Genomic DNA, 18,002 nt, shown 5'->3' with positions numbered 1-18,002 from the left:
GGTCGCGTTCGCGGTCCCGTCGCCGGTCCCGGTCTTCACGGTCGGGCATCGTCCTTCTCCCTGATAGGCAGATCGGGGGCCTGAACCCCCCGTTCCAGTGCCTCGGGCCACTCCCATTTCGCGTGGACGAACGCGTTGCCGCGGTCGGGTGCGCGGCGCTCGAACGCCTCCTGAAGCACCTGGAGCGCGGACCTGATGGTTCCGTGGTCGAGCTCCCGGGGCCGCGGACGCACCGCGAGCGGTGCCGACGTGCGCCACACGGCGTCGAGCAGGCGGCGGATCTGGTGATGTTCGTCGGTCGAGGCGCTGTTGGCGGAGCACGCCGGGCATTGCCCGGTTCCCGGTGAAGGCGCGGAGTAGCCGGCCGGTGGCCGCGGGGCGGCGCAGACGACGTTCAGCGCGCGAAGCCAGGACCGGGAGTCGACCTCGTCGGTGGTGAAGAGCTGATGCAGGTTCCGGATGACCCGCTCCAGGTCCCCCAGCGCCAGCGTGTGGTGCAGGTCGCGGACGTCACGGACGCCGGGGCCGACCGCACCCGGTGCCAGCGGTTGCGGGAGGTACCGGTTCCTGAGGTGCTCGTGGACGGCCCGCCAGCGCTCGTGCACTTCGCGAGGGTCGCCGGGGTCGGCGGGGGTTCGGAGCCGCTCGAGGAGCACGATCCGCAGCCCGCGATCCCGGACGAAGGGCATCCCCCTCTCCCGGGGCCATGGACGGTCGTCCCAGTGCCCGGCGTCCAGCACGTCCCTTCCGAGTTCCCTGACGCGCTCCTCCGCCTCGTCCGCGCGCACGGCGTGGGTGTCCGAGCGCAGGACGCTCCACAGGCTCCTCGCCCCCGGCCGGTCGAGGGCCGCGGACAGTTCGGTCAGCGCCTCGCGGTCCTGTTCGTCGGGGACCAGGAACGTCGCCAGCCGGTCGAGGCAGTCGCGGTCCAACGGGGCGAGCCCGTTCCTCTCGGCGAAGAACCGCGCCAGTTCCAGTGCGACGCCGATCCGCCCACCGCTCATCCTGCCGATGACGGAGACCACCTCGTCGCGCGCGGGGACCTGCCCGAGCCGCTTCCGGATCATCCTGTCCGTCGCCCGGGGAAGTCCGAGGCGCAGGTGCCATTCCGCGGGCGGCACCCTGGGCATCTCGCGCCAGGGGTCCGGCGTCGTCGCCGACACGACGGGCCCGCCGTCGCCGTGCGAGGTGGCGATCACGATCGGCCGGACGACCTTGCCGAGCGCTCCCCGGCGGGCCTCCACCCGTCCGTACTCGACGGCGAGCGGCAGGAGGAACCGCTCCCGGCAGTCATCGACGTCGTCGAGGAGGACCAGCGGAGGGTAGGCCTGATCGAACCTGGCGTAGAGCCCGTACCCGCGGTCGATGTCGGCGAGGAACGCGGCGATCAGATGCCTCTCGGCCTGGATGCGGCTCTCACCTCCCTCATGGAAGCCCTCGGCGAAGTCCATGAGCCGGTTGTAGGCGTTCCCGGTGTACTCCGTCAGCCGCTCCACCCACCAGGCGAGCGCCTTCCGGTTGATCCCGCGGTCCCGCAACTGCCCGATGGCCAGGCGGAGGATCGGAACCGGGTCGGGCTGACCGGGAAGCATCGCGCCCACCGAGGGGCCGATCCCCTCACTCAGCGCCTCCAGCCAGTCCAGCTGCAGGTCGCTCGGCATCTTGCGCGCGTCACGGAGCAGGTCCTCGACCAGGCGTGTGAGGCGGGCGAGTTCGGCCCCCAGCCGAGGCGGCGGCACCTCGCCGCCGCCTTTCGCTTCACCGCCCCCCTTGGCCTCCCCCTCGGGAATCCAGGATGTGACCACGAGAAGTCCGACGGACAGGCGGGGAAACTGCAGTTCCCTGTGTCCCGCGGGTTTCTCCAGCTCGTACTGAAGTCGGTGGAGCAGATTGCTCACCGCCGAGGCGTTCCGGGAATCCGCCGGCCTGAACGTCGGCCGGTTCAGGCGCACCCTGGCCAGCGGCACGTCGTTCTTGTAGCCGTCGTACAGGGCGTCGACCAGCGTGGTCTTGCCACTCGCCCGTCCCCCGACGATCTCGACGACGGGCTCCCCCTGGGGGAACTCGCGCCTGACCCGCGGCCCTCCGTTCGCCTTCCGGCCGACCAACCCCGGAACGATCCCCTCGACCAGGATCCGCAGGTTGTAAAGTTCGTCCATCTCCGCCCCTGTCGCGAAGTATCGGAACTCCGGCTAGCAGCGTAAGACGATTCTGTCCACTACGACAGTAATTAGCCGATAGCGGCCCCGGACGGCGGCGAAGGTTTCCCGATCACCGGCGGAGAGAAGTCCGGGCTCAGCCACCGCGTCCAGCGTCCGGCGGGCTTCATCGGTGGTCTCCTTCGTCGCGTTCGACCACGTACCAGCCGTCACGGGCGAAGCCGGTGACGGCCGCGCCCTCGGCCATCAGGCCGCCGAGGGTGTCGCGGACGGCGCGCCGCCACTCCCGGGCGACGGCGGGCGCGGACGTCCGCATGGCCTCCATGTCGGACGGGATCCGGACGAGGACGGTCGCGCCGTCGAGCCGTCCCGCGGCGGGACGGCCGTCCGGCTTGGCATCGAGGCCGACGACCGGGCGCGGGCCCGCGTCCACGACGTGCGGACGCCCTTCGCAGGCGGCGGCCGCGCGCGGACTCGCCAGATCCCAGTGGACGAGGACGCGGTCGGTCTCGTCGCCCCCGTTGACCTCGTCCTGCATGGCGCCGTAGAAGTCGGTCAGGTACTCGACCGGCACCGCGCCCAGTTTCGCCAGGTTGAAGTAGGCGTTGCGGGCGATCAGCGGGTCGAAGGTCCAGCTGACCGTGGTGATGCCGCGGCGCAGTGCCCAGGCGCGCTGGTGCAGTTTGAGGGCGTGTCCGGCGCTGCGTCCGCGGACGGGGCCCTCGACCCCGGCGACGTGGGAGTGCAGGCCCTCGGTGGCGAGCAGGCCGACGCACGTCCCGACCATCCGTCCGCCCTCGTACGCGCCGACGACGTAGCCGCCGGTGTGCTCGATCACGCGGATCAGCTCGGGGGTGATGAGCGTGCTTCCAGCCGGAGGACGCCACACCCGGTCGATCAGCGCGGACGCCTCGGCCAGGTCGCCGAGCTCGGTCAGCTCCCTCACCTGGACGCCCGCGGCGTGCGCGGCCCTGTCGGCAGCGTGCCGCGCGGACTCCCGCAGGGCCTCGGCGACCTCCGTCCGCGCCACCGGGCCCGTCTCGGACCGGCCGGTCATGCCCGTCTCACCTTGGGCGTCGCGCGGATGCCCGTGTGGACGTACGGGGTTCCGTCGGCGAGTTCGTAGAACGTCACCGGGAACCAGCCGCGCGACCCGGGCCGCCGGACGACGAAGACCCCCGGCTCCAGCGGCAGCAGAGGCTCCTCCTGCCACCGCTCGGCCTCGGGGAGCATCGCGGCCAGTTCCCCCGTCGCCACCGAGCGCAGGACAAGGCCGCCGTCGCGTTCGAACACCTCCATGCGGGTGGACGCGCGCTCGTAGACGCCGACGTAGCGGGACGTGTCGTCCGGGACGGGCTCGGCGGACGGCTCGAGCGGCGCGGGCATCGCGACACCGGCCAGCTCGGCGAAGATCTCGCTGAACAGGTCCTGGTAGAGGCTCTTCGTGTCGCCGCCGTTGGTGAGCAGGCAGACCGCGAGCCCGGCGTCGGGCAGGATGCGCAGGAAGGCGTTCTGGCCGATGGTGCTGCCGTCGTGGCCGTACAGGCGGTGGCCCGACCATTCCATGAGGACCCAGCCCAGCCCCCACGCGTCGCCGAAGGTGCGGGTGTCGGGCAGGGCGACCTGGGGTGTGCGCATCGCCTGGGCGCTGTCCGCCGACAGCAGGCGTGTGCCATCCGCGGCCAGGCCGTCGTCCAGGTGGAGGCGGGCGAAGGTCAGGACGTCCCGGGGCGTCGAACAGATCAGGCCCGCGGATCCGACCGACCGCATGAGCATCCAGTGCGGCGTGACGGCCAGAGGGTCACCGATGTGGCCCGCGGCGGCGCGATGGCGCAGGACGTCCTCGGGCAGCGTCGCGGTGTGGGCGAGGCCGAGCGGCTCATAGAGACGTTCGCGCATCAGCCGGTCCCACTGCACGCCGGTGACCTTTTCGAGGACGCGGCCCGCCAGCGTGAACCCGGCATTGCAGTAGGACATCGTCGCGCCGACCGGATGATTGGCGGCGGCCTCGGTGAGGCGTTCGACGTAGCGTTCCAGGCAGTCATCACCACGCCCGGTGTCAATGAAGAAGTCACCGTCGATGCCGCTGGTGTGAGACAGCAGGTGGCGCAGGGTGACCTGCTCGGTCAGCTCCGGGGTTGCGAGCCGCAGGCCGGGCAGCACCGAAACGACCGGGGCGTCCAGGTCGAGGACGCCCTCGTCGACGAGCATCATCGCGACGGTCGTCGTCCAGACCTTGGAGATCGAACCGATCTGCCACAACGTGTCGGTCGTGGCCTCGATCCGGGCGCCGAGGTTGGCCATGCCGGTGGCCGCCTCGGCGATCTCACCGCCGGACAGGATGCCGAGGCTCGCGCCGGGCACACCGTGCTCAACGGCCAGCGCGTCCAGGCGTCCGGCCCAGTGCGCGGCGTCGGCAGTGGGGGACGCGGTGGTCGCGGTGTCGGTCATGGTCGACTCCCAGGTGTTCAGTGCTCAAGCCGACGAGGCGGCGAGGGGGCGAGGGGGCGGCCCAGCGTACGGGCTGGAAACCCTGTTCTCCAGGGGCGGCGAACTCATACGGTCGCCCGGCGCGCGTCCACCTCGATCTCGATCTTCATCCGGGGGTCGGACAGACCGCACACCATCATCGTGGCGGCCGGCCGGACGTCGCCGAAGCGGCCGCGCAGGACCGGCCAGCAGGGCTCGAATTCCTCGCGGTCGGGCAGCAGGTAGCGCACCCGTACCACGTCCGCGAAGGCGCACCCCGCCTCGGCCAGCGCGGACGCGATGTTGCGCAGGCACTGCTCCGCCTGCTCCACCACGTCGTCCGAGATCGTCATGGTGGCGTAGTCGAACCCGGTCGTCCCGGACACGTGCACCCGGTCGCCGTCCACCACGGCGCGGGCGTATCCGATCTGCTCCTCAAAGGTCGAGCCGCTGAGGACCACACGTCGCTCTGTCATGGCGGAACGCTAGGCGGCCTGCACCGATACGTCTAATACGCCCACAGGAATGACCTGATATCCCTAGGCGTATGGAGCGCCCCGAACTCCCCCTCCCGCAGGTCCACGCCTTCGTCGTGCTCGCCGAGGAACTCCACTTCGGCCATGCCGCCGCCCGCCTGGGCATCGCGCAACCACCGCTGAGCCAGCAGATCCGCCGCCTGGAGGACAAGGTCGGCCACGCGCTGTTCAACCGGGAACCGGGACGCGTCACCCTCACCCCGGCCGGTCGCGAACTGCTGCCCACCGCGCGCCGGGCCCTCACCGACCTCGAGGACGGCCTCGCCGCGGCCCGGGCCGTCGGCAGCGGCCAGGCCGGGCGCCTGCGGATCGGCTTCTCCGCCTCCCTCGCCCTGACCGTCCTGCCGAGCCTGCTGCGCACGTTCCGAGAACGGTTTCCCGGCGCGCACCTGGACATCCAGGAAATGACCACGGCGCCCCAGATCACCGCCCTGCACGACAGGACCATCGACATCGGCCTGCTGCGCGAACCCGCCCCCGAGCCGGAGCTCAGTTTCAGGACGATCCTCAGCGAGCCCTTCATGGCCGTCCTGCCGACCACCCATCCCCTGGCCGCCCAACGCTCCGTGCGACTCGGGCAACTGGCCGACTCGCCCTTCCTGCTCCTGCCGCGCGCCGTCGGCCCCCAGCTGCACGACCAGATCATCGCCCTGTGCGCCACTGCGGGCTTCACACCGCGGATCGCCCAGCACGTGGTGGAGTGGCAGACCATCTGCGCGCTCGTGGAAACCGGCCTCGGCGTCTCCCTGGCCCCCGCCAGCATCCGCCGCATCCGCCTCAAGGGCGTCGCCTTCCGCAGGATCGAGCCCGCCACGGCCCGCACCCGAGTAGCCGTGGCCTGGCGCGAATCCGACCAGAACCCCCTGGTCTCCCACTTGCTGACGACCATCAGCGCGGGTTCTGGCACCGACTGAACCTTCGTGGGTGATTCGCGGTTTCTCCGATACGGAAATGGTCGCCGCGAGGCACGCGCATTCGATGCGCGCCTGCGTCCGGCGGACGGTCGGCGGGGGAAGAGGAATTTCCGTTCACCCGAGGCCTTCCCGATCCGGCCACCGCTCTCCAGCCCAAGGTAAGCGCAACGTTTTCATCGTCCATACATGACGTTGATATGGCCCGGCCGACGGTCGTGCTCGCACCTTCCGAAAAGACAGTTCGTGTCATGTGACGCAGGTCACGCAATTAATCCTTAACCTCTTGCGCAAACGAGGCATCTAACGTCTCGTCCACAAGGAAACGAGACAGGAGTTGCTGATGCGACGCAAGCTCATCCTCACCGCGGGCGTCCTCGCGACCGCCGGGGCGGTCGCGCTGGGCACGGCCGGGGCGGCCTCCGCGAAGGAAAGCTTCACCCTGAAGGCCAACCACAAGACCGTCCACCCCCGCGGCGGCGTCACCCTCCAGCTGGCGGCGGCCTCCGACTCGGCCGGCGAGCACCTCGCTGGCCTGCGGTTCTGCCTGCAGCGCTCGGTCGGCAAGGGCAAGTTCACGACCGTGAAGTGCACCACGCAAAGCCGCTGGAACCGCAAGGAGAAGGCGCAGATCTACACCATCGGCTACAACGTGGGCACGAAGAAGGGCAACTACACCTTCCGCGGCATGGTCCAGTCCAAGGACCGCCACCACCACTGGAACCGCGCTCACGCGACGAACTCGGTCCTGGTCCACGTCAAGTAGTCGGCCTGCAAGGACGCTGATGCGCGTGCCGTAGGCCGGCAGGGGAACGCCCCTCCGACGCGCACGTCGGCAAGGCTCTGAACGGGGACGGCCCCGGCAGCGAAAGGCTGCCGGGGCCGTCTCATGTTCGGAACCGGAATGGGCGGCCCCGGACGTCGGGGCCGTCCATCGGTCAGCTGCTCGGGGCACCTCTGCTACTCGGATGGCTGGCCTTCGGGGCCATGGGTTGGACGCGCGGGTTGGCGGCCCCGCCCAGGACCTTGGTGTCGTAGGCCATGTTGACCACCATGTTCGCGAACCCCTTGGACATGAAGGTCAGGACCTTGGGGTCGTTGTTGGCGAGGTTGTCGCACCACCGGAACGGGTTGTCGACGCATCCGCCGTCGTCGCTCGGGATCTTCCCCTCGAAGTTGCCGAGGGTTCCGCCGAACATGTCGACGTCCGACTGGATCTTGCAGCAGTCCTGCCCGGTGAGCACGCCGCTCGCGGGGATTCCGGCGCGGTTGAACTGCTCCGCGTCCGTCCCGATCGGCGAGAACAGGATCTGCTTCTTCCCGATGGAGTTGAAGTAGTTGATCCCCACGTCCCGCGCGACCTTCGAGGGCTCGTACACCTGCGGCGGGAACTGCGTGCTGACGACGCGGCTGAACAGGTCGACACCCGCCGGGTCCAGCACGCCGACGACGTAGTTCGGCGTCGCGGTCACGTCCGCGTCCAGGTCGTAGCCGATCTGGTTGAACTCGGTGGGGCTGAGGTTGTTGACGTAGTACGACGAGCCGAGCTCGCCCAGCTCCTCGCCGCCGAACCAGATGAACCGCAGCCTGTTGCGCGGTGTGGCCTTGCGCATCAGCTGCGCGACGTTGAGGATCGTCGCCGAGCCGGACGCGTTGTCGAGCATCCCGGCGCCGTAGATCGCGTCGAGGTGGGCGTCCACGACCACGGTGTGGTTCGGGTCGCCGCCCTTGGAGTCGGCGATGACGTTGTAGTCGTCGGCGTTGGGGTCGACCTTCGCCTTGATGTCGATGCTCAGTTGCGGCAGCGCCGTGTTGTTCTGGACTGCCTGGTTGTACTGGTCGAGCAGGCCACTGCCCGTCTCGAACGAGGTGAACGCGACCGGGATGGTCGGCACGATCCGGTTGCCGTTGGCGTCCGAGAAGCTGCCGCTGAAGACGCTCGTCCGGCCCGGGTTGCCCTCGTTGAAGATGACCACTCCGGAGGCGCCGGCCGCCTGGGCGTTCTGAACCTTGACGCCGAAGTTGCACGTGCCGCGCTGGATGAGCGCGACCCGGCCCGCCGTGAAGCCGCTGAAGTCGGACGCTGAACAGCCGCTGGCCGAGCTGGGCGTCGGAGTCGGCGGGATGACGATGCCGCCCGCGGGCTGAAGCGCCGCGGAGGTCGTCCCGGTGCTCTGGCCCGGGTTCCACTCGCTGACGATCGTGTAGTCGTGAGGCGTCGGCGACACCGAGCGGAACGTCGGCACCCCGGTGTAGGCGAAGTAGAAGAACTTGTACTTCTGGACCGTGACGTTGTAGCCGGCCTGGCGCATCAGCTTGGCGACGTAGTCGACGGACGCCTTGTACCCGGGCTCGCCGGAGTTGCGCGACGCGTGCCCGTCGGGCCCCGGGTTGGCGTCGGCGATCGACTGGAACGCCTTCATATGGCGCCACAGGTCGTCCGTCCGGACGCACTCGACCAGCTTGCGCGCCGTGTCGTTGACCCGGTTCGCGCACGCGGCCGAGCTCGGCCCCTGACCGGCGTCAGCGACCCTGGGCGCGGCTCCGGCGGGCGCCGTGGCGATGGCCGCGGCGAGCGCGGCCCCCGCCCCCAGCACCATGAATGGACGCGACAACCAACGATGTCGACGTGACATGCGACAGCTCTCCCCTCGCACACCAATGACATTCGGCAAGAACCGAACGAGGATCACTGTGACACACGAACAGGCCCCATGAAAACCATTCAGCCATAAACTGACCTTCTCCGGCCAACAGCCCCACGCGCCATCCATTCGAGCGGCATTTAATTTCCGCTCCGAACATCCCTGGAATGCCTTTCCACTTCCGCCGGCGCGGGCGTATTCGCCGATATGGCGGGGACGGCGGGCCGCTCCTCGATGACCGATCGGCCCCGACGCGGGGCTTGTGGCCTGGTCCGGCCAGTGGAGGGGGTTTGTCCGAGCCGGATCGAGGCAATCGGTGGTCGAAGTAACGAACAGTGACAGCTGTGGACGTTCGCGTGGCTCGGCGGGGCGAGGGGTGCGGATGCTGAGGATCCATTTCACCAGTGAGGACCTGCCGCGGACGCGGCTGGCGGCGGGGCCGGACGCGATGTGGGAGGGGCTGCTCAGCCTCTACCGTCTGCGGAGGCCGCAGGGGGCGGCGGTGTTCGGGCGGTGGCGGCGGCGGGTCGCGCCGAGGGTTCCCGCTTCGACCCGCATGCTGACCGACCTGGTGCCGTCGGCCGGCTACGCGGTCGACTTCTTGACCCCCGTCACCGCTTCGGGGACGTTGCGGGACGGCGTGGAGGCCCTGCGCAGCACCGGCCGCACCCGGTTACACGGTGACCTCGCGGAGCTGGCCGTCCGGCATCCAGGTCGTTCCGTCCCGGGGTGGCTCACAGGGCTGGCCGCGGGACGCACCGAGTCGATCGGCAGGATCGCCGACGCCGTGACCGAATACGCCACGGTCTGCTTGAAACCCGAGTGGGACCGGATCGGCGCCGAGGTCCGGCATGACCTCTCGCTGCGCGGCAAGGCCCACGCCGAAGGCGGCTGGCCGAAGGTGCTGGACGGCATCCATCCCTCGGCGAGGTGGAGCTACCCGGTACTGGAAATGGACTACCCCGCCGACCACGACATCGTCCTGGACGGCCGCGGACTGGTGCTGCAGCCGTCCGTCTTCTGCTGGGGCGCGCCGGTCACCCTGCTCGATCCCGAGCTGCCGCCGGTGCTGACGTATCCCGTCGCCGACGTGACCCGCTGGTCCACGCCGTCCGGCCTGGCTCCGGGCCGGCGGGAGAAGGCGCTCGCCGCGCTGTTCGGGCGGACGAGGGCCCGCGTACTGGAGACGATCGCCCTCGGCGCGTGCAACACCACGCAGCTCGCCCGGTGCGCCTCGATCCCCCTGCCCACCGCCAGCCGTCAGGCGGCGGTGCTCCGCGAGGCCGGGCTCATCGCCACGCGGCGCGAGGGCAACCAGGTCCGCCACGCGCTCACTCCGCTGGGAGCCTCCCTGCTGAACGGCGCCCTCGTCCCGCCGGAGCCCGCCGGAGACCTGTGAGCGGCCGGGCCGCCGCCGGTGGGGACACCCATGTCCGGCCCTGCGCCCGGGGGCGGTCGTGCGGGACAAGGTGTGCCAACGAACGGCGGTGAAGATTGCGGGATACCGCCAGGTTGTCGCCGGATGCCGGACGGCTATCGTGTCGCCTTGCCCTCTGAGAGAAGGAATGTGAAGCATGGTTGATGCGGGGAACATGTCCGGTCCGACGCCGCGTTGGTGTTCGTGCCGTGTGCCGGACGACGCGGAGCAGTCGTCCGGTGTGAGCCGCAGGAAGGTCCTCGGCGGGCTGACGGCCGCCGGGGCGCTCGCGCTGGCGGGCTGGCCGGGGACGGCGAACGCCGCGGCGCCCGGCAAGGACAAGTCGGTCACCATCACCGTGATGGGGACGTCCGACCTGCACAGCCACGCGGTGAACTGGGACTACTACACCGACGCGGCGTACTCCGACAGCGCCGGGAACGTCGTCGGCCTCGCCCGGGTGTCGAGCCTGGTGGAGCAGATCCGGGCCAAGCGGGGACGCGACCACACGCTGCTGTTCGACGCGGGCGACACCATCCAGGGCACCCCGCTCGGCTACTACTACGCCACGGTCGAGCCGATCACCAAGACCGGCGACGTCCACCCGATGGCGCGGCTGATGAACGCCATCGGCTACGACGCCGTGGCGCTGGGCAACCACGAGTTCAACTACGGGCTGCCGATGCTGGAGAAGTGGATCGGCCAGATGGACGCGCCGGCGCTCGCCGCGAACGCCGTCCACGCGGGCACGACGCGTCCGGCGTTCCACCCGTACGTCATCAAGCGGATGCACGTGGACGGGCACCCGCCGATCAAGGTCGGGCTGCTGGGCCTCACCAACCCCGGCGTCGCGATCTGGGACAAGGCGAACGTCTCCGGCAAGCTCGAGTTCCTCGACCTGATCGAGACCGCCAAGCGCTGGGTGCCGGTCATCCGCGCCCAGGGGGCGGACGTCGTGATCGTCAGCGCCCACGCCGGTGACAGCGGACTGTCGTCCTACGGCACCGACCTTCCGGTGGAGAACGCCTCGGCGATGGTCGCCGAGCAGGTCCCCGGCATCGACGCGATCCTGTTCGGCCACGCGCACCTCGACATCCCCGTCCGGTACGTGACGAACAAGACCACGGGCCAGAGCGTGGTCATGAGCGAGCCCAAGTGCTGGGGCGAGCGGCTGTCGGTCTTCGACCTCACCCTCACCCATGACAAGGGCCGCTGGACGGTCACCGGCAAGTCCGCCACGACGGTGAACACCAACACCGTCCAGGAGGACCCGGCGATCGTCGGGCTGGTCAAGAAGCAGCACGACGCGGTGGTCGGCTACGTCAACCAGAAGGTGGCGACCTCCACCCAGGCGCTGTCGGCGGCCGAGTCCTGCTGGAAGGACACCGCGATCCTCGACTACGTCCAGCTCGTCCAGACCGCGAAGGTCACCGAGGCGATCGCCGGGACCGAGTACGCGTCGCTGCCGGTGCTGTCGATCGCGGCCCCCTTCAGCCGCGCCGCGACCTTCCCCGCCGGGCAGGTCACCATCAGGGACATCGCCGGGCTCTACATCTACGACAACACCCTGCTCGGCAGCGTCCTGACCGGCGCGCAGATCAAGGACTACCTGGAGTACTCGGCGCAGTACTTCAAGAAGACCGCCCCGGACGCGCCCGTCGACCCGGCGTCGTGGACGAACGAGGCCAACCGGCCCGACTACAACTACGACCAGTTCGCGGGCGTCGACTACGAGGTCGACATCTCCAAGGACGCCGGTTCCCGGATCGCGAACCTGTCCTACAAGGGCGCGCCGATCGCGGCGGACCAGAAGTTCGTCGTGGCGGTGAACAACTACCGCCAGTCCGGAGGCGGCGGCTTCCCGCACATCAGCACCGCGCCCGTGGTCTACAACGCCCAGGTCGCCATCCGTGAGGCGATCGTCGCCTACGCGTCCGCGTCCGGCACCATCGACCCCGCCGGCTTCCACACCGAGAACTGGAAGCTCACCCGCAACGGCACCCCGGTCTTCTGACCGCCCGCCCCTGTGTGCCCGCGCCCCCGTACGGGCACACAGGGGCGGCGGGGCTAGCCCTCGCGAGCCGTTCTCAGGCGGAAGAGGACGACTCCGTACATCTGGTCCGCGGGGCAGAGGCCCCATTGCCTGGAGTCCTCCGAGCGGGGGTGGTCTCCGCGCAGGACGAGCATGGACGGCGGGACGCGGTCGGGCTGCTCGCCCGCCACCCAGGACGGCGTGGGGTCGCCCGAGGCCGCGATGACCCGTTTGACGTACCAGGCGGTCCGGGACGGGGCCTCGGCCCATCCGGTGGACGGGTCGGGCCGCGGGACGACGACGATCCGGCCCGGACGGGCCCGGCGGCGGTGACGCAGGACGAGCAGGACGTCGCCGTCGTTCAGGGCGGGCGTCATGCTGCCGCCCTGGACGGTGACCGCGGAGAGAAGGGAACGGGCGGCCAGCGCCGCGGCGAACGGGAGCGCCACGACGGCGGCCCGGGCCAGGGGACCGGTCATTCGGCGGCCACCGGGGCCGGGTCTTCCAGGTAGCCCTCGGCCTGGCTGGTGAAGAGCCGGGCGTACGCGCCGTCCGGGGACGCCATGAGGCCCGCGTGGTCGCCGCTCTCCAGGATCCGGCCGTCCTCGACGACGACGATGCGGTCGGCCCGGCGGACGGCGCTGAGCCGGTGGGAGACCAGGATGCTGGTGGAGCCCGCGCGCAGTTCCCGAAGGCGGTCGTGGACGGCCGCCTCGGCCATCGCGTCCAGGCCGGAGCTGGGCTCGTCCAGGATCATCAGGTCGCGGCCCTGGCGCATCAGACCGCGCGCCAGGGCGAGGCGCTGCCACTGGCCGCCGGAGAGGTGGACGCCGGTGACCTGCTCGTCCTCCTCGTCGCCCGCCCGGAACACCCGGCTCAGCAGGGTCCGGTAGCCGGCCGGAAGGCGTTCGACGACCTCGTCGACCCCGGCGCGTTCGGCGGCGGCGCGGATCCGGTCGAGGTCGTCGATGGCGTCGAGGTCGCCGAGGCCGATGTTCTCGGCGGCGGTGAGGTCGTAGTCCATGTAGTCCTGGAACACCGCGCCGATGCGCCGGCGGAGGTCCGCGACCGGGATGTCGCGGATGTCGACACCGTCCCAGAGGACGGCGCCGCGCTGCGGGTCGTAGAAGCGGCAGAGCAGCTTGACCAGCGTGCTCTTGCCCGCGCCGTTGAGGCCGACGACGGCGAGACTGGTCCCGTGCGGGATGGTGAGGCTCAGGCCGCGCAGCACCCACGGACCGTCCTCGGCGTACCGGAACCACACGTCGCGCAGTTCGATGGCGCCGGCCAGCGGGGAGAGCCCGCGGGAGCGTTCCGACACGGGCGGGGCCAGGTCGTCCTCGGCGCCGACGACCGTCAGGTAGTGGTGGAACACCAGGGCGGACTGGTGTCCCATCGCGACGCCCTGGACGAGCATGACGAGGCCGCCTTGGAGCCCGGCGAGCGCGCCGATGAAGACCGACACGTCGCCGATGCTGATCGTCCTCTGGGCGGCGGCGTGGACGGCCCAGAGCAGTCCGCCCGCCGCGAGCAGCGCGCCCAGCGCGGCCAGGAGCACCTGGACGCGGACGACGCCGCGCTCCAGCCGGTCCTCGGCGTCGTTGGCGGCGCGCAGTTCGGTGAGCATCCGGCCGTGCAGGAATCCGCCCAGCCCGAACAGGCGGACCTCCTTGGCGGCCTGCAGGTCGCTCAGCAGCATCTGGTAGAAGAGCTTGCGCCGCATGACGGGGCTGGTGCGCCACAGCAGCCCGGCCCGGCGGCGGCTCAGCGCCAGGTGGGCGGCCATCGCGGGGACGGCGGCCAGCAGCGCCGCACCGGCCATGACCGGATTGATCACCAGCAGGGTGCCGAGGAAACCGGTGATGCCGAGCGTCCCCTGCAGGGTGGACAGGCCCATCCGGACGAGCTGGTCGGGCGCCTGCTCGGCGGACTGCTGGGCCAGCTGCAGCCGGTCGTGGAACCGCGGGTCCTCCAGGCGGGCCAGCCCGTTCATCCGGTTGACCGCGGCGAAGACGCGGTCCTGGGACAACAGGCCGACGGCCCGCCGGGCGCGTCCCTGCGCGTAGGTGGTGACGGCCGAGGCGGCGGCCATCACGATGCCGAGGGCGCCGATGCCGGACGCCGTCCACACCAGCGCGCCCATCCGGGGGTGGGACGCGGTGAGCTCGTCGAGCGCGGCCTTGGTCAGCCACGCCGTCGCGACCGGGGCCACGCCGCCGACCGCGGCCATGACGAGCTGGAGGACCAGCGTCCCGGGACAGGCCCGCCAGGCGAGCGCGTACGCCGTCCTCATCCCGCGGACGACAGAGACGTGCTGCTCCGCCGTGACGTCGGCGCCGCTCACGGCAGCGAGGGCAGCGCGGTCTGGGCCGGCTCCTCGAAGCCGAGGCCGGCGGCGGTCGCGACCCCGTCGGGCCCGTAGTAGGCGAACCCCGGGTAGAAGCGCACCCCGAACGCCGTCGCGACGGGCGCGTCAAGGAACTCGGGCACGACGTGGTCCGCGACGGCGGCGAGCCTCGCCGCCAGTTCGCTGGCGGACGCGTCGACCCCGACCACCGTCGCCAGGACGTGTCCTCCCACGTCCCTGACAAGGCGTGCCCGCTCGGCGAGCTCCGGGACGCTCTCGTCGCAGGTCGAGCAGTCCAGCGACATGAAGGCGACCAGCGTCGGACGTCCGGTCAGGTCGTCGGCGCCGATCGTCGTGCCGTCCATGGTGGTCGCGGTGAAGGCGGGCATCCGGTCGCCGGGCTCGATGCCCAGCTCCGGCTCCCGTCCGGCCCGCCCGTGATCGTGCCCGTGATCGTGGTCGTGTTCGGTCGGCGGAGCGCTCATGCGGGCGCGCCAGCGGCGCACCAGGGCCAGGGTCAGCGCGAGGTTCAGCGCGGTGAGCACCGTGGCCAGGACGAGCCCGGCGACGAGGAGTTCCACAGATGTCCTTTCCGGCTCCCGCGGCTCACCGGCCGCGGTCCCCGGCCGTGACCGGCGCCTGGAAGAGCGCGGCGATGTCGTCGACGAAGACGGTCAGAGCGGTCAGCAGGCCCGCCGTGACCACGGCCAGCAGGATCCCGGGCACCTCGCCGGGGAAGGCGCCGCCCGCGGAGAAGGCCGCGACCGAGCCCGCGACCGCCGCCGCCAGCAGCACCGCGTTGCGGGCGATGTGCCAGCCGCTCATGGGCACCTCGCTGGCGCCGAAGCAGGCGCACTTCACCTGCGCCCCGCGGGCCACGACGATGGTCGGGATCGCCGTCAGGCCGGCGCAGAACACCGCGGCCGCGACGAAGCCCACGGTGACGGTGGCGGGCAGGGCGAGCAGGAGCGTGATGAGCAGTTCGGCGGCGGGGACGAGCCAGGTCAGCGGACGGCGCGACCACGCGGGGATGAAGTCGAAGGTTTTCAGCGAGGCGGCGAAGACACCCGGTGACCGCAGCTTGGCCACCGCCGCGAGCGTCATCACCAGCGCCAGTTCGAGCCGGCAGGACAGCGATACGTACAGCACGGATGCTCCTGGGTGAGGGGACACCGGAAGTTTCACACACCCTCCCCCGTTTCGGGCAGGGCGTCCTCCACCCGGTTCGGGCGTCCTCGCCGGGCCGTGCGGCCGTCCTCGGGGTGGACGGCCGCACGGCGTTCAAGCGGGTGTCACATGAGCGGGTTCGGCATCAGCAGTGCCAGTTGGCGGTGTAGTCCCAGGGACCGCAGACCAGGGCGCACTTGGCGGTGAAGGAGCAGGTGCGGGCACAGCAGTCGCCGCCGACGATCTTGTACTCCGTGTAGGTGTCCGGCGGGCAGCCGGCGTCGGCGGTGGTCGTGGGCAGCATCGCCTCGACGGTGCGGGCGATCCGGTCGGTCATGCTCTTCAGCATGGGTCCTCCTTGCTAGGGGGTGGGTGGTTCATTTCCGCGCAGGCCGAGTACCGCCGGGTCAGGCTGAACGCGGCGGACGTGGCCCACGGGGCATTGGGGGGCGGGGGCCCGACCGTGCCAGGGCTGTGGCACGGTCGAGCACGCCCATGGAGTCCGGAAGGTCGACCGCCCCCAGGGGAAGGCGCCTCGATCGCTACCGGGATGGCTCGGTACCGCGGCCGTCTAGGGGACGGCCATCTCGGTCCGCAGGGCGGCGACGCCGACGCCGGCCGAAGTCACCCTGCCGCTGCTGTCGTACCAGGCGTAGGAGGGGTAGTTCTTGGCCCCGAACCTCCGCGACAGTTCGCCCTTCTCGTCCTCGGCGATCACCAGGTCCATGGCGTCACGGAGCGTCACGGCCAGAGGACTGCCGGCCGCGTCGACTCCGTGGACGATCGCCAGAGACGTCCCTCCGGCGCCCCGGAGCCGTTCCGCGTGATCTGCGAAAACGGGAACGGAGTCGAGGCATGCCTTGCATGTCAGAGAGAAGAATCCGACAAGGGTTTCCTTCCCGAGAAGGGACCTTTCCGAGACACTGGTTCCGTCGAGGGTTCGGGCCGAGAAATTCGGAATCCGGTAGATCATCCGGGCCTGGCCTTCGGATCCAGTGGCCGGAGGACCTGCGGACTCCATCTCCCGCCACCGGCGGAGCATCGTCAGGAGGATCGCCAGGTTCAGGACGCCGACAATGCCGACGAGAACCAGCACGACAACAGCGAATACCACGAATGGCTCCTCTCCCAGAACCGAACGGAACCGGTGGGCCGCGGCCACTCGTTCATGATCACCCAGCGGCCGCCAGACCGCAATGGCGGATTTATCAACACTTCAGAGAGAAATGCCTTTAAGATAACTCCGCGTAGTGGGAGTGCCCGGGGCGGCACGATCAGAACGGTGCCGTGGCAGCCGGAGCCGCCGACAGGCCCGGCCGCACACCAGGCCGGGCTGCGATGTCGTCGCGGGTCAGACTGTGGCGTCGCCGGGGCCGGCGGCGGCGATGACGCGGGTGAGGGTGCGGTGCAGGTCCTGGAGTTCGTCCAGGCTCATGCCGAGGCGCTCCATGACCATGGCGGGGATGCTCTCCGCCTCCTTCCGCAGGGCCTCACCGGCGGACGTGACCGTGACGGCCAGCAGGCGCTCGTCGCGGACGTCCCGCTCGCGGCGGATGAGCCCGGCGGCCTCCAGCCGCTTGAGCAGCGGCGACAGCGTGCCCGGGTCGAGCTGGAGCAGGCCACTGAGCTCCTTGATCGACAGCTGGCGGTGCTCCCACAGCGCCAGCATCACCAGGTACTGCGGGTGGGTCAGCCCCATCGGCTCGAGGATCGGGCGATAGTGCGCCAGAACGGTCCGCGAGGCCACCACCAGGGCGAAGCAGACCTGGTTCTCCAACGCCAGGGGGTTGGGGATGTTGCGCAGATCACCGGCCACGGTTCCTCCAGACACGCGCTTGTGGGGTAGAAAGATAGTACTGCAATGTTTTGTACACCAACCATTTGCGCGTCAACAGAGACCGTCCGGTCCGCCGGACGCGCCCGCCCCGCCGGAACCGTCGCCCCGACGGCCGTCCCAGCGCCCTGAGGAGAGTGGATGTCCCTCAAGCGACCGTCCTTCCTGCCGTCCCTGGACGAGCTGGAGGACCAGGCCCTCAAGCGTTCCGCCGCGCCGGCCGAGGCGGGCTCCCAGTTCGACCACCCCACGGCCAAGAAGCTGTTCTGGGCCGTCGGCATCCTCACCGTCATCGCCCACGTCGTCGGCGGCGTCATCTTCTTCTTCCTCGGCTCCTGACCCCCGGTTCCCGCCTCTCGGCTCCTGAGGCCGGGCTTCCGCCGCCCGCCTCCCGAGCCCCGCCCTGCCCACAGGGCGGTCCCCGCCGGCGTCGCACCTCGGATCCGCCATCCCGACGTGCGGCGCCGGCCACCCCAGGCGTCGTA

Annotated in this window: 17 protein-coding genes; 5 read left to right on the top strand and 12 right to left on the bottom strand. The window is 70.6% G+C overall.

Features of this window, described 5'->3' with window-relative positions:
• Positions 1 to 35 precede the first annotated feature (35 nt).
• From AB0L06_RS17680 to AB0L06_RS17665, 4 genes are all read right to left on the bottom strand, one after another.
• The gene (locus tag AB0L06_RS17680) at positions 36 to 2,159 is read right to left on the bottom strand and encodes a hypothetical protein (RefSeq protein ID WP_500232068.1); all 2,124 of its coding nucleotides are present in this window, start codon (positions 2,157 to 2,159) and stop codon (positions 36 to 38) included.
• A gap of 166 nt (positions 2,160 to 2,325) precedes the next feature.
• On the bottom strand, positions 2,326 to 3,216 hold the full coding sequence (locus tag AB0L06_RS17675; RefSeq protein WP_500232067.1) for a GNAT family N-acetyltransferase: 891 nt from the start codon (positions 3,214 to 3,216) through the stop codon (positions 2,326 to 2,328).
• Positions 3,213 to 4,610 carry a serine hydrolase domain-containing protein gene (locus AB0L06_RS17670; RefSeq protein WP_500232066.1) on the bottom strand — a complete coding sequence of 466 codons (1,398 nt, stop codon included), beginning with the start codon at positions 4,608 to 4,610 and terminating at the stop codon, positions 3,213 to 3,215. The genes AB0L06_RS17675 and AB0L06_RS17670 overlap by 4 nt, the downstream gene beginning before the upstream one ends.
• Positions 4,611 to 4,714: 104 nt before the next feature.
• On the bottom strand, positions 4,715 to 5,104 hold the full coding sequence (locus tag AB0L06_RS17665) for a RidA family protein (RefSeq protein ID WP_500232065.1): 390 nt from the start codon (positions 5,102 to 5,104) through the stop codon (positions 4,715 to 4,717).
• A gap of 71 nt (positions 5,105 to 5,175) precedes the next feature.
• Between AB0L06_RS17665 and AB0L06_RS17660 the strand changes: the two genes are divergently transcribed.
• Entirely contained in the window at positions 5,176 to 6,078 is a 903-nt protein-coding gene (locus AB0L06_RS17660; protein ID WP_500232064.1) for a LysR family transcriptional regulator, read from the top strand.
• Between the two features lie 340 nt (positions 6,079 to 6,418).
• On the top strand, positions 6,419 to 6,841 hold the full coding sequence (locus AB0L06_RS17655; RefSeq protein ID WP_500232063.1) for a hypothetical protein: 423 nt from the start codon (positions 6,419 to 6,421) through the stop codon (positions 6,839 to 6,841).
• 172 nt (positions 6,842 to 7,013) lie between these two features.
• On the opposite strand, the gene AB0L06_RS17650 is transcribed toward AB0L06_RS17655, so the two are convergent.
• Positions 7,014 to 8,675 (bottom strand): M20/M25/M40 family metallo-hydrolase, encoded by a 1,662-nt coding sequence (locus tag AB0L06_RS17650; RefSeq protein WP_500232062.1) that lies wholly within the window; start codon positions 8,673 to 8,675, stop codon positions 7,014 to 7,016.
• 427 nt (positions 8,676 to 9,102) lie between these two features.
• On the opposite strand from AB0L06_RS17650, the gene AB0L06_RS17645 reads away from it, so the two are divergent.
• Positions 9,103 to 10,119 (top strand): ArsR/SmtB family transcription factor, encoded by a 1,017-nt coding sequence (locus AB0L06_RS17645; protein WP_500232061.1) that lies wholly within the window; start codon positions 9,103 to 9,105, stop codon positions 10,117 to 10,119.
• Between the two features lie 229 nt (positions 10,120 to 10,348).
• Complete coding sequence (locus tag AB0L06_RS17640) at positions 10,349 to 12,151, top strand: bifunctional metallophosphatase/5'-nucleotidase (RefSeq protein ID WP_500232060.1); 1,803 nt, start codon at positions 10,349 to 10,351, stop codon at positions 12,149 to 12,151.
• A 53-nt stretch (positions 12,152 to 12,204) separates the two neighbouring features.
• Here AB0L06_RS17640 and AB0L06_RS17635 read toward each other — a convergent pair whose 3' ends face one another.
• The 7 genes from AB0L06_RS17635 to AB0L06_RS17605 all read right to left on the bottom strand — a co-directional run bounded on the left by AB0L06_RS17635 (position 12,205) and on the right by AB0L06_RS17605 (position 17,499).
• Positions 12,205 to 12,648, bottom strand: a complete 444-nt coding sequence (locus AB0L06_RS17635; RefSeq protein ID WP_500232059.1) for a S26 family signal peptidase — start codon at positions 12,646 to 12,648, stop codon at positions 12,205 to 12,207.
• Entirely contained in the window at positions 12,645 to 14,513 is a 1,869-nt protein-coding gene (locus AB0L06_RS17630) for an ABC transporter ATP-binding protein (protein WP_500232058.1), read from the bottom strand. The genes AB0L06_RS17635 and AB0L06_RS17630 overlap by 4 nt, the downstream gene beginning before the upstream one ends.
• A complete protein-coding gene (locus tag AB0L06_RS17625) occupies positions 14,510 to 15,097 on the bottom strand; it encodes a TlpA family protein disulfide reductase (protein WP_500232057.1) in 588 nt (195 codons plus the stop codon). Before AB0L06_RS17625 ends, AB0L06_RS17630 begins: the two co-directional genes overlap by 4 nt.
• A 25-nt stretch (positions 15,098 to 15,122) precedes the next feature.
• Positions 15,123 to 15,665: a MauE/DoxX family redox-associated membrane protein gene (locus AB0L06_RS17620; RefSeq protein WP_500232056.1), complete on the bottom strand. Its 543-nt coding sequence runs from the start codon at positions 15,663 to 15,665 to the stop codon at positions 15,123 to 15,125.
• A gap of 163 nt (positions 15,666 to 15,828) precedes the next feature.
• On the bottom strand, positions 15,829 to 16,032 hold the full coding sequence (locus AB0L06_RS17615) for a hypothetical protein (protein WP_500232055.1): 204 nt from the start codon (positions 16,030 to 16,032) through the stop codon (positions 15,829 to 15,831).
• A 222-nt stretch (positions 16,033 to 16,254) separates the two neighbouring features.
• Positions 16,255 to 16,845 (bottom strand): TlpA disulfide reductase family protein, encoded by a 591-nt coding sequence (locus AB0L06_RS17610; RefSeq protein ID WP_500232054.1) that lies wholly within the window; start codon positions 16,843 to 16,845, stop codon positions 16,255 to 16,257.
• Between the two features lie 189 nt (positions 16,846 to 17,034).
• Positions 17,035 to 17,499 carry a MarR family winged helix-turn-helix transcriptional regulator gene (locus AB0L06_RS17605; protein WP_500232053.1) on the bottom strand — a complete coding sequence of 155 codons (465 nt, stop codon included), beginning with the start codon at positions 17,497 to 17,499 and terminating at the stop codon, positions 17,035 to 17,037.
• Between the two features lie 159 nt (positions 17,500 to 17,658).
• Between AB0L06_RS17605 and AB0L06_RS17600 the strand changes: the two genes are divergently transcribed.
• Positions 17,659 to 17,856: a hypothetical protein gene (locus AB0L06_RS17600; protein WP_500232052.1), complete on the top strand. Its 198-nt coding sequence runs from the start codon at positions 17,659 to 17,661 to the stop codon at positions 17,854 to 17,856.
• Positions 17,857 to 18,002 lie beyond the last annotated feature (146 nt).

The organism is Spirillospora sp. NPDC052269 (assembly GCF_040679435.1).
GTDB lineage: Bacteria > Actinomycetota > Actinomycetes > Streptosporangiales > Streptosporangiaceae > Spirillospora.
Note: the sequence above shows the minus strand (reverse complement) of the source record. Positions and strands in the feature narration are given on the sequence as shown.

What these genes read in the sequence shown, in the direction of transcription:
- AB0L06_RS17600 (WP_500232052.1), top strand. Translation starts at nt 17,659, where the DNA reads ATGTCCCTCAAGCGACCGTCCTTCCTGCCGTCCCTGGACGAGCTGGAG.
- AB0L06_RS17650 (WP_500232062.1), bottom strand. Translation starts at nt 8,675, where the DNA reads ATGGTGCTGGGGGCGGGGGCCGCGCTCGCCGCGGCCATCGCCACGGCG.
- AB0L06_RS17615 (WP_500232055.1), bottom strand. Translation starts at nt 16,032, where the DNA reads ATGCTGAAGAGCATGACCGACCGGATCGCCCGCACCGTCGAGGCGATG.
- AB0L06_RS17655 (WP_500232063.1), top strand. Translation starts at nt 6,419, where the DNA reads ATGCGACGCAAGCTCATCCTCACCGCGGGCGTCCTCGCGACCGCCGGG.
- AB0L06_RS17675 (WP_500232067.1), bottom strand. Translation starts at nt 3,216, where the DNA reads ATGACCGGCCGGTCCGAGACGGGCCCGGTGGCGCGGACGGAGGTCGCC.
- AB0L06_RS17660 (WP_500232064.1), top strand. Translation starts at nt 5,176, where the DNA reads ATGGAGCGCCCCGAACTCCCCCTCCCGCAGGTCCACGCCTTCGTCGTG.
- AB0L06_RS17680 (WP_500232068.1), bottom strand. Translation starts at nt 2,159, where the DNA reads ATGGACGAACTTTACAACCTGCGGATCCTGGTCGAGGGGATCGTTCCG.
- AB0L06_RS17645 (WP_500232061.1), top strand. Translation starts at nt 9,103, where the DNA reads ATGCTGAGGATCCATTTCACCAGTGAGGACCTGCCGCGGACGCGGCTG.
- AB0L06_RS17670 (WP_500232066.1), bottom strand. Translation starts at nt 4,610, where the DNA reads ATGACCGACACCGCGACCACCGCGTCCCCCACTGCCGACGCCGCGCAC.
- AB0L06_RS17635 (WP_500232059.1), bottom strand. Translation starts at nt 12,648, where the DNA reads ATGACCGGTCCCCTGGCCCGGGCCGCCGTCGTGGCGCTCCCGTTCGCC.
- AB0L06_RS17665 (WP_500232065.1), bottom strand. Translation starts at nt 5,104, where the DNA reads ATGACAGAGCGACGTGTGGTCCTCAGCGGCTCGACCTTTGAGGAGCAG.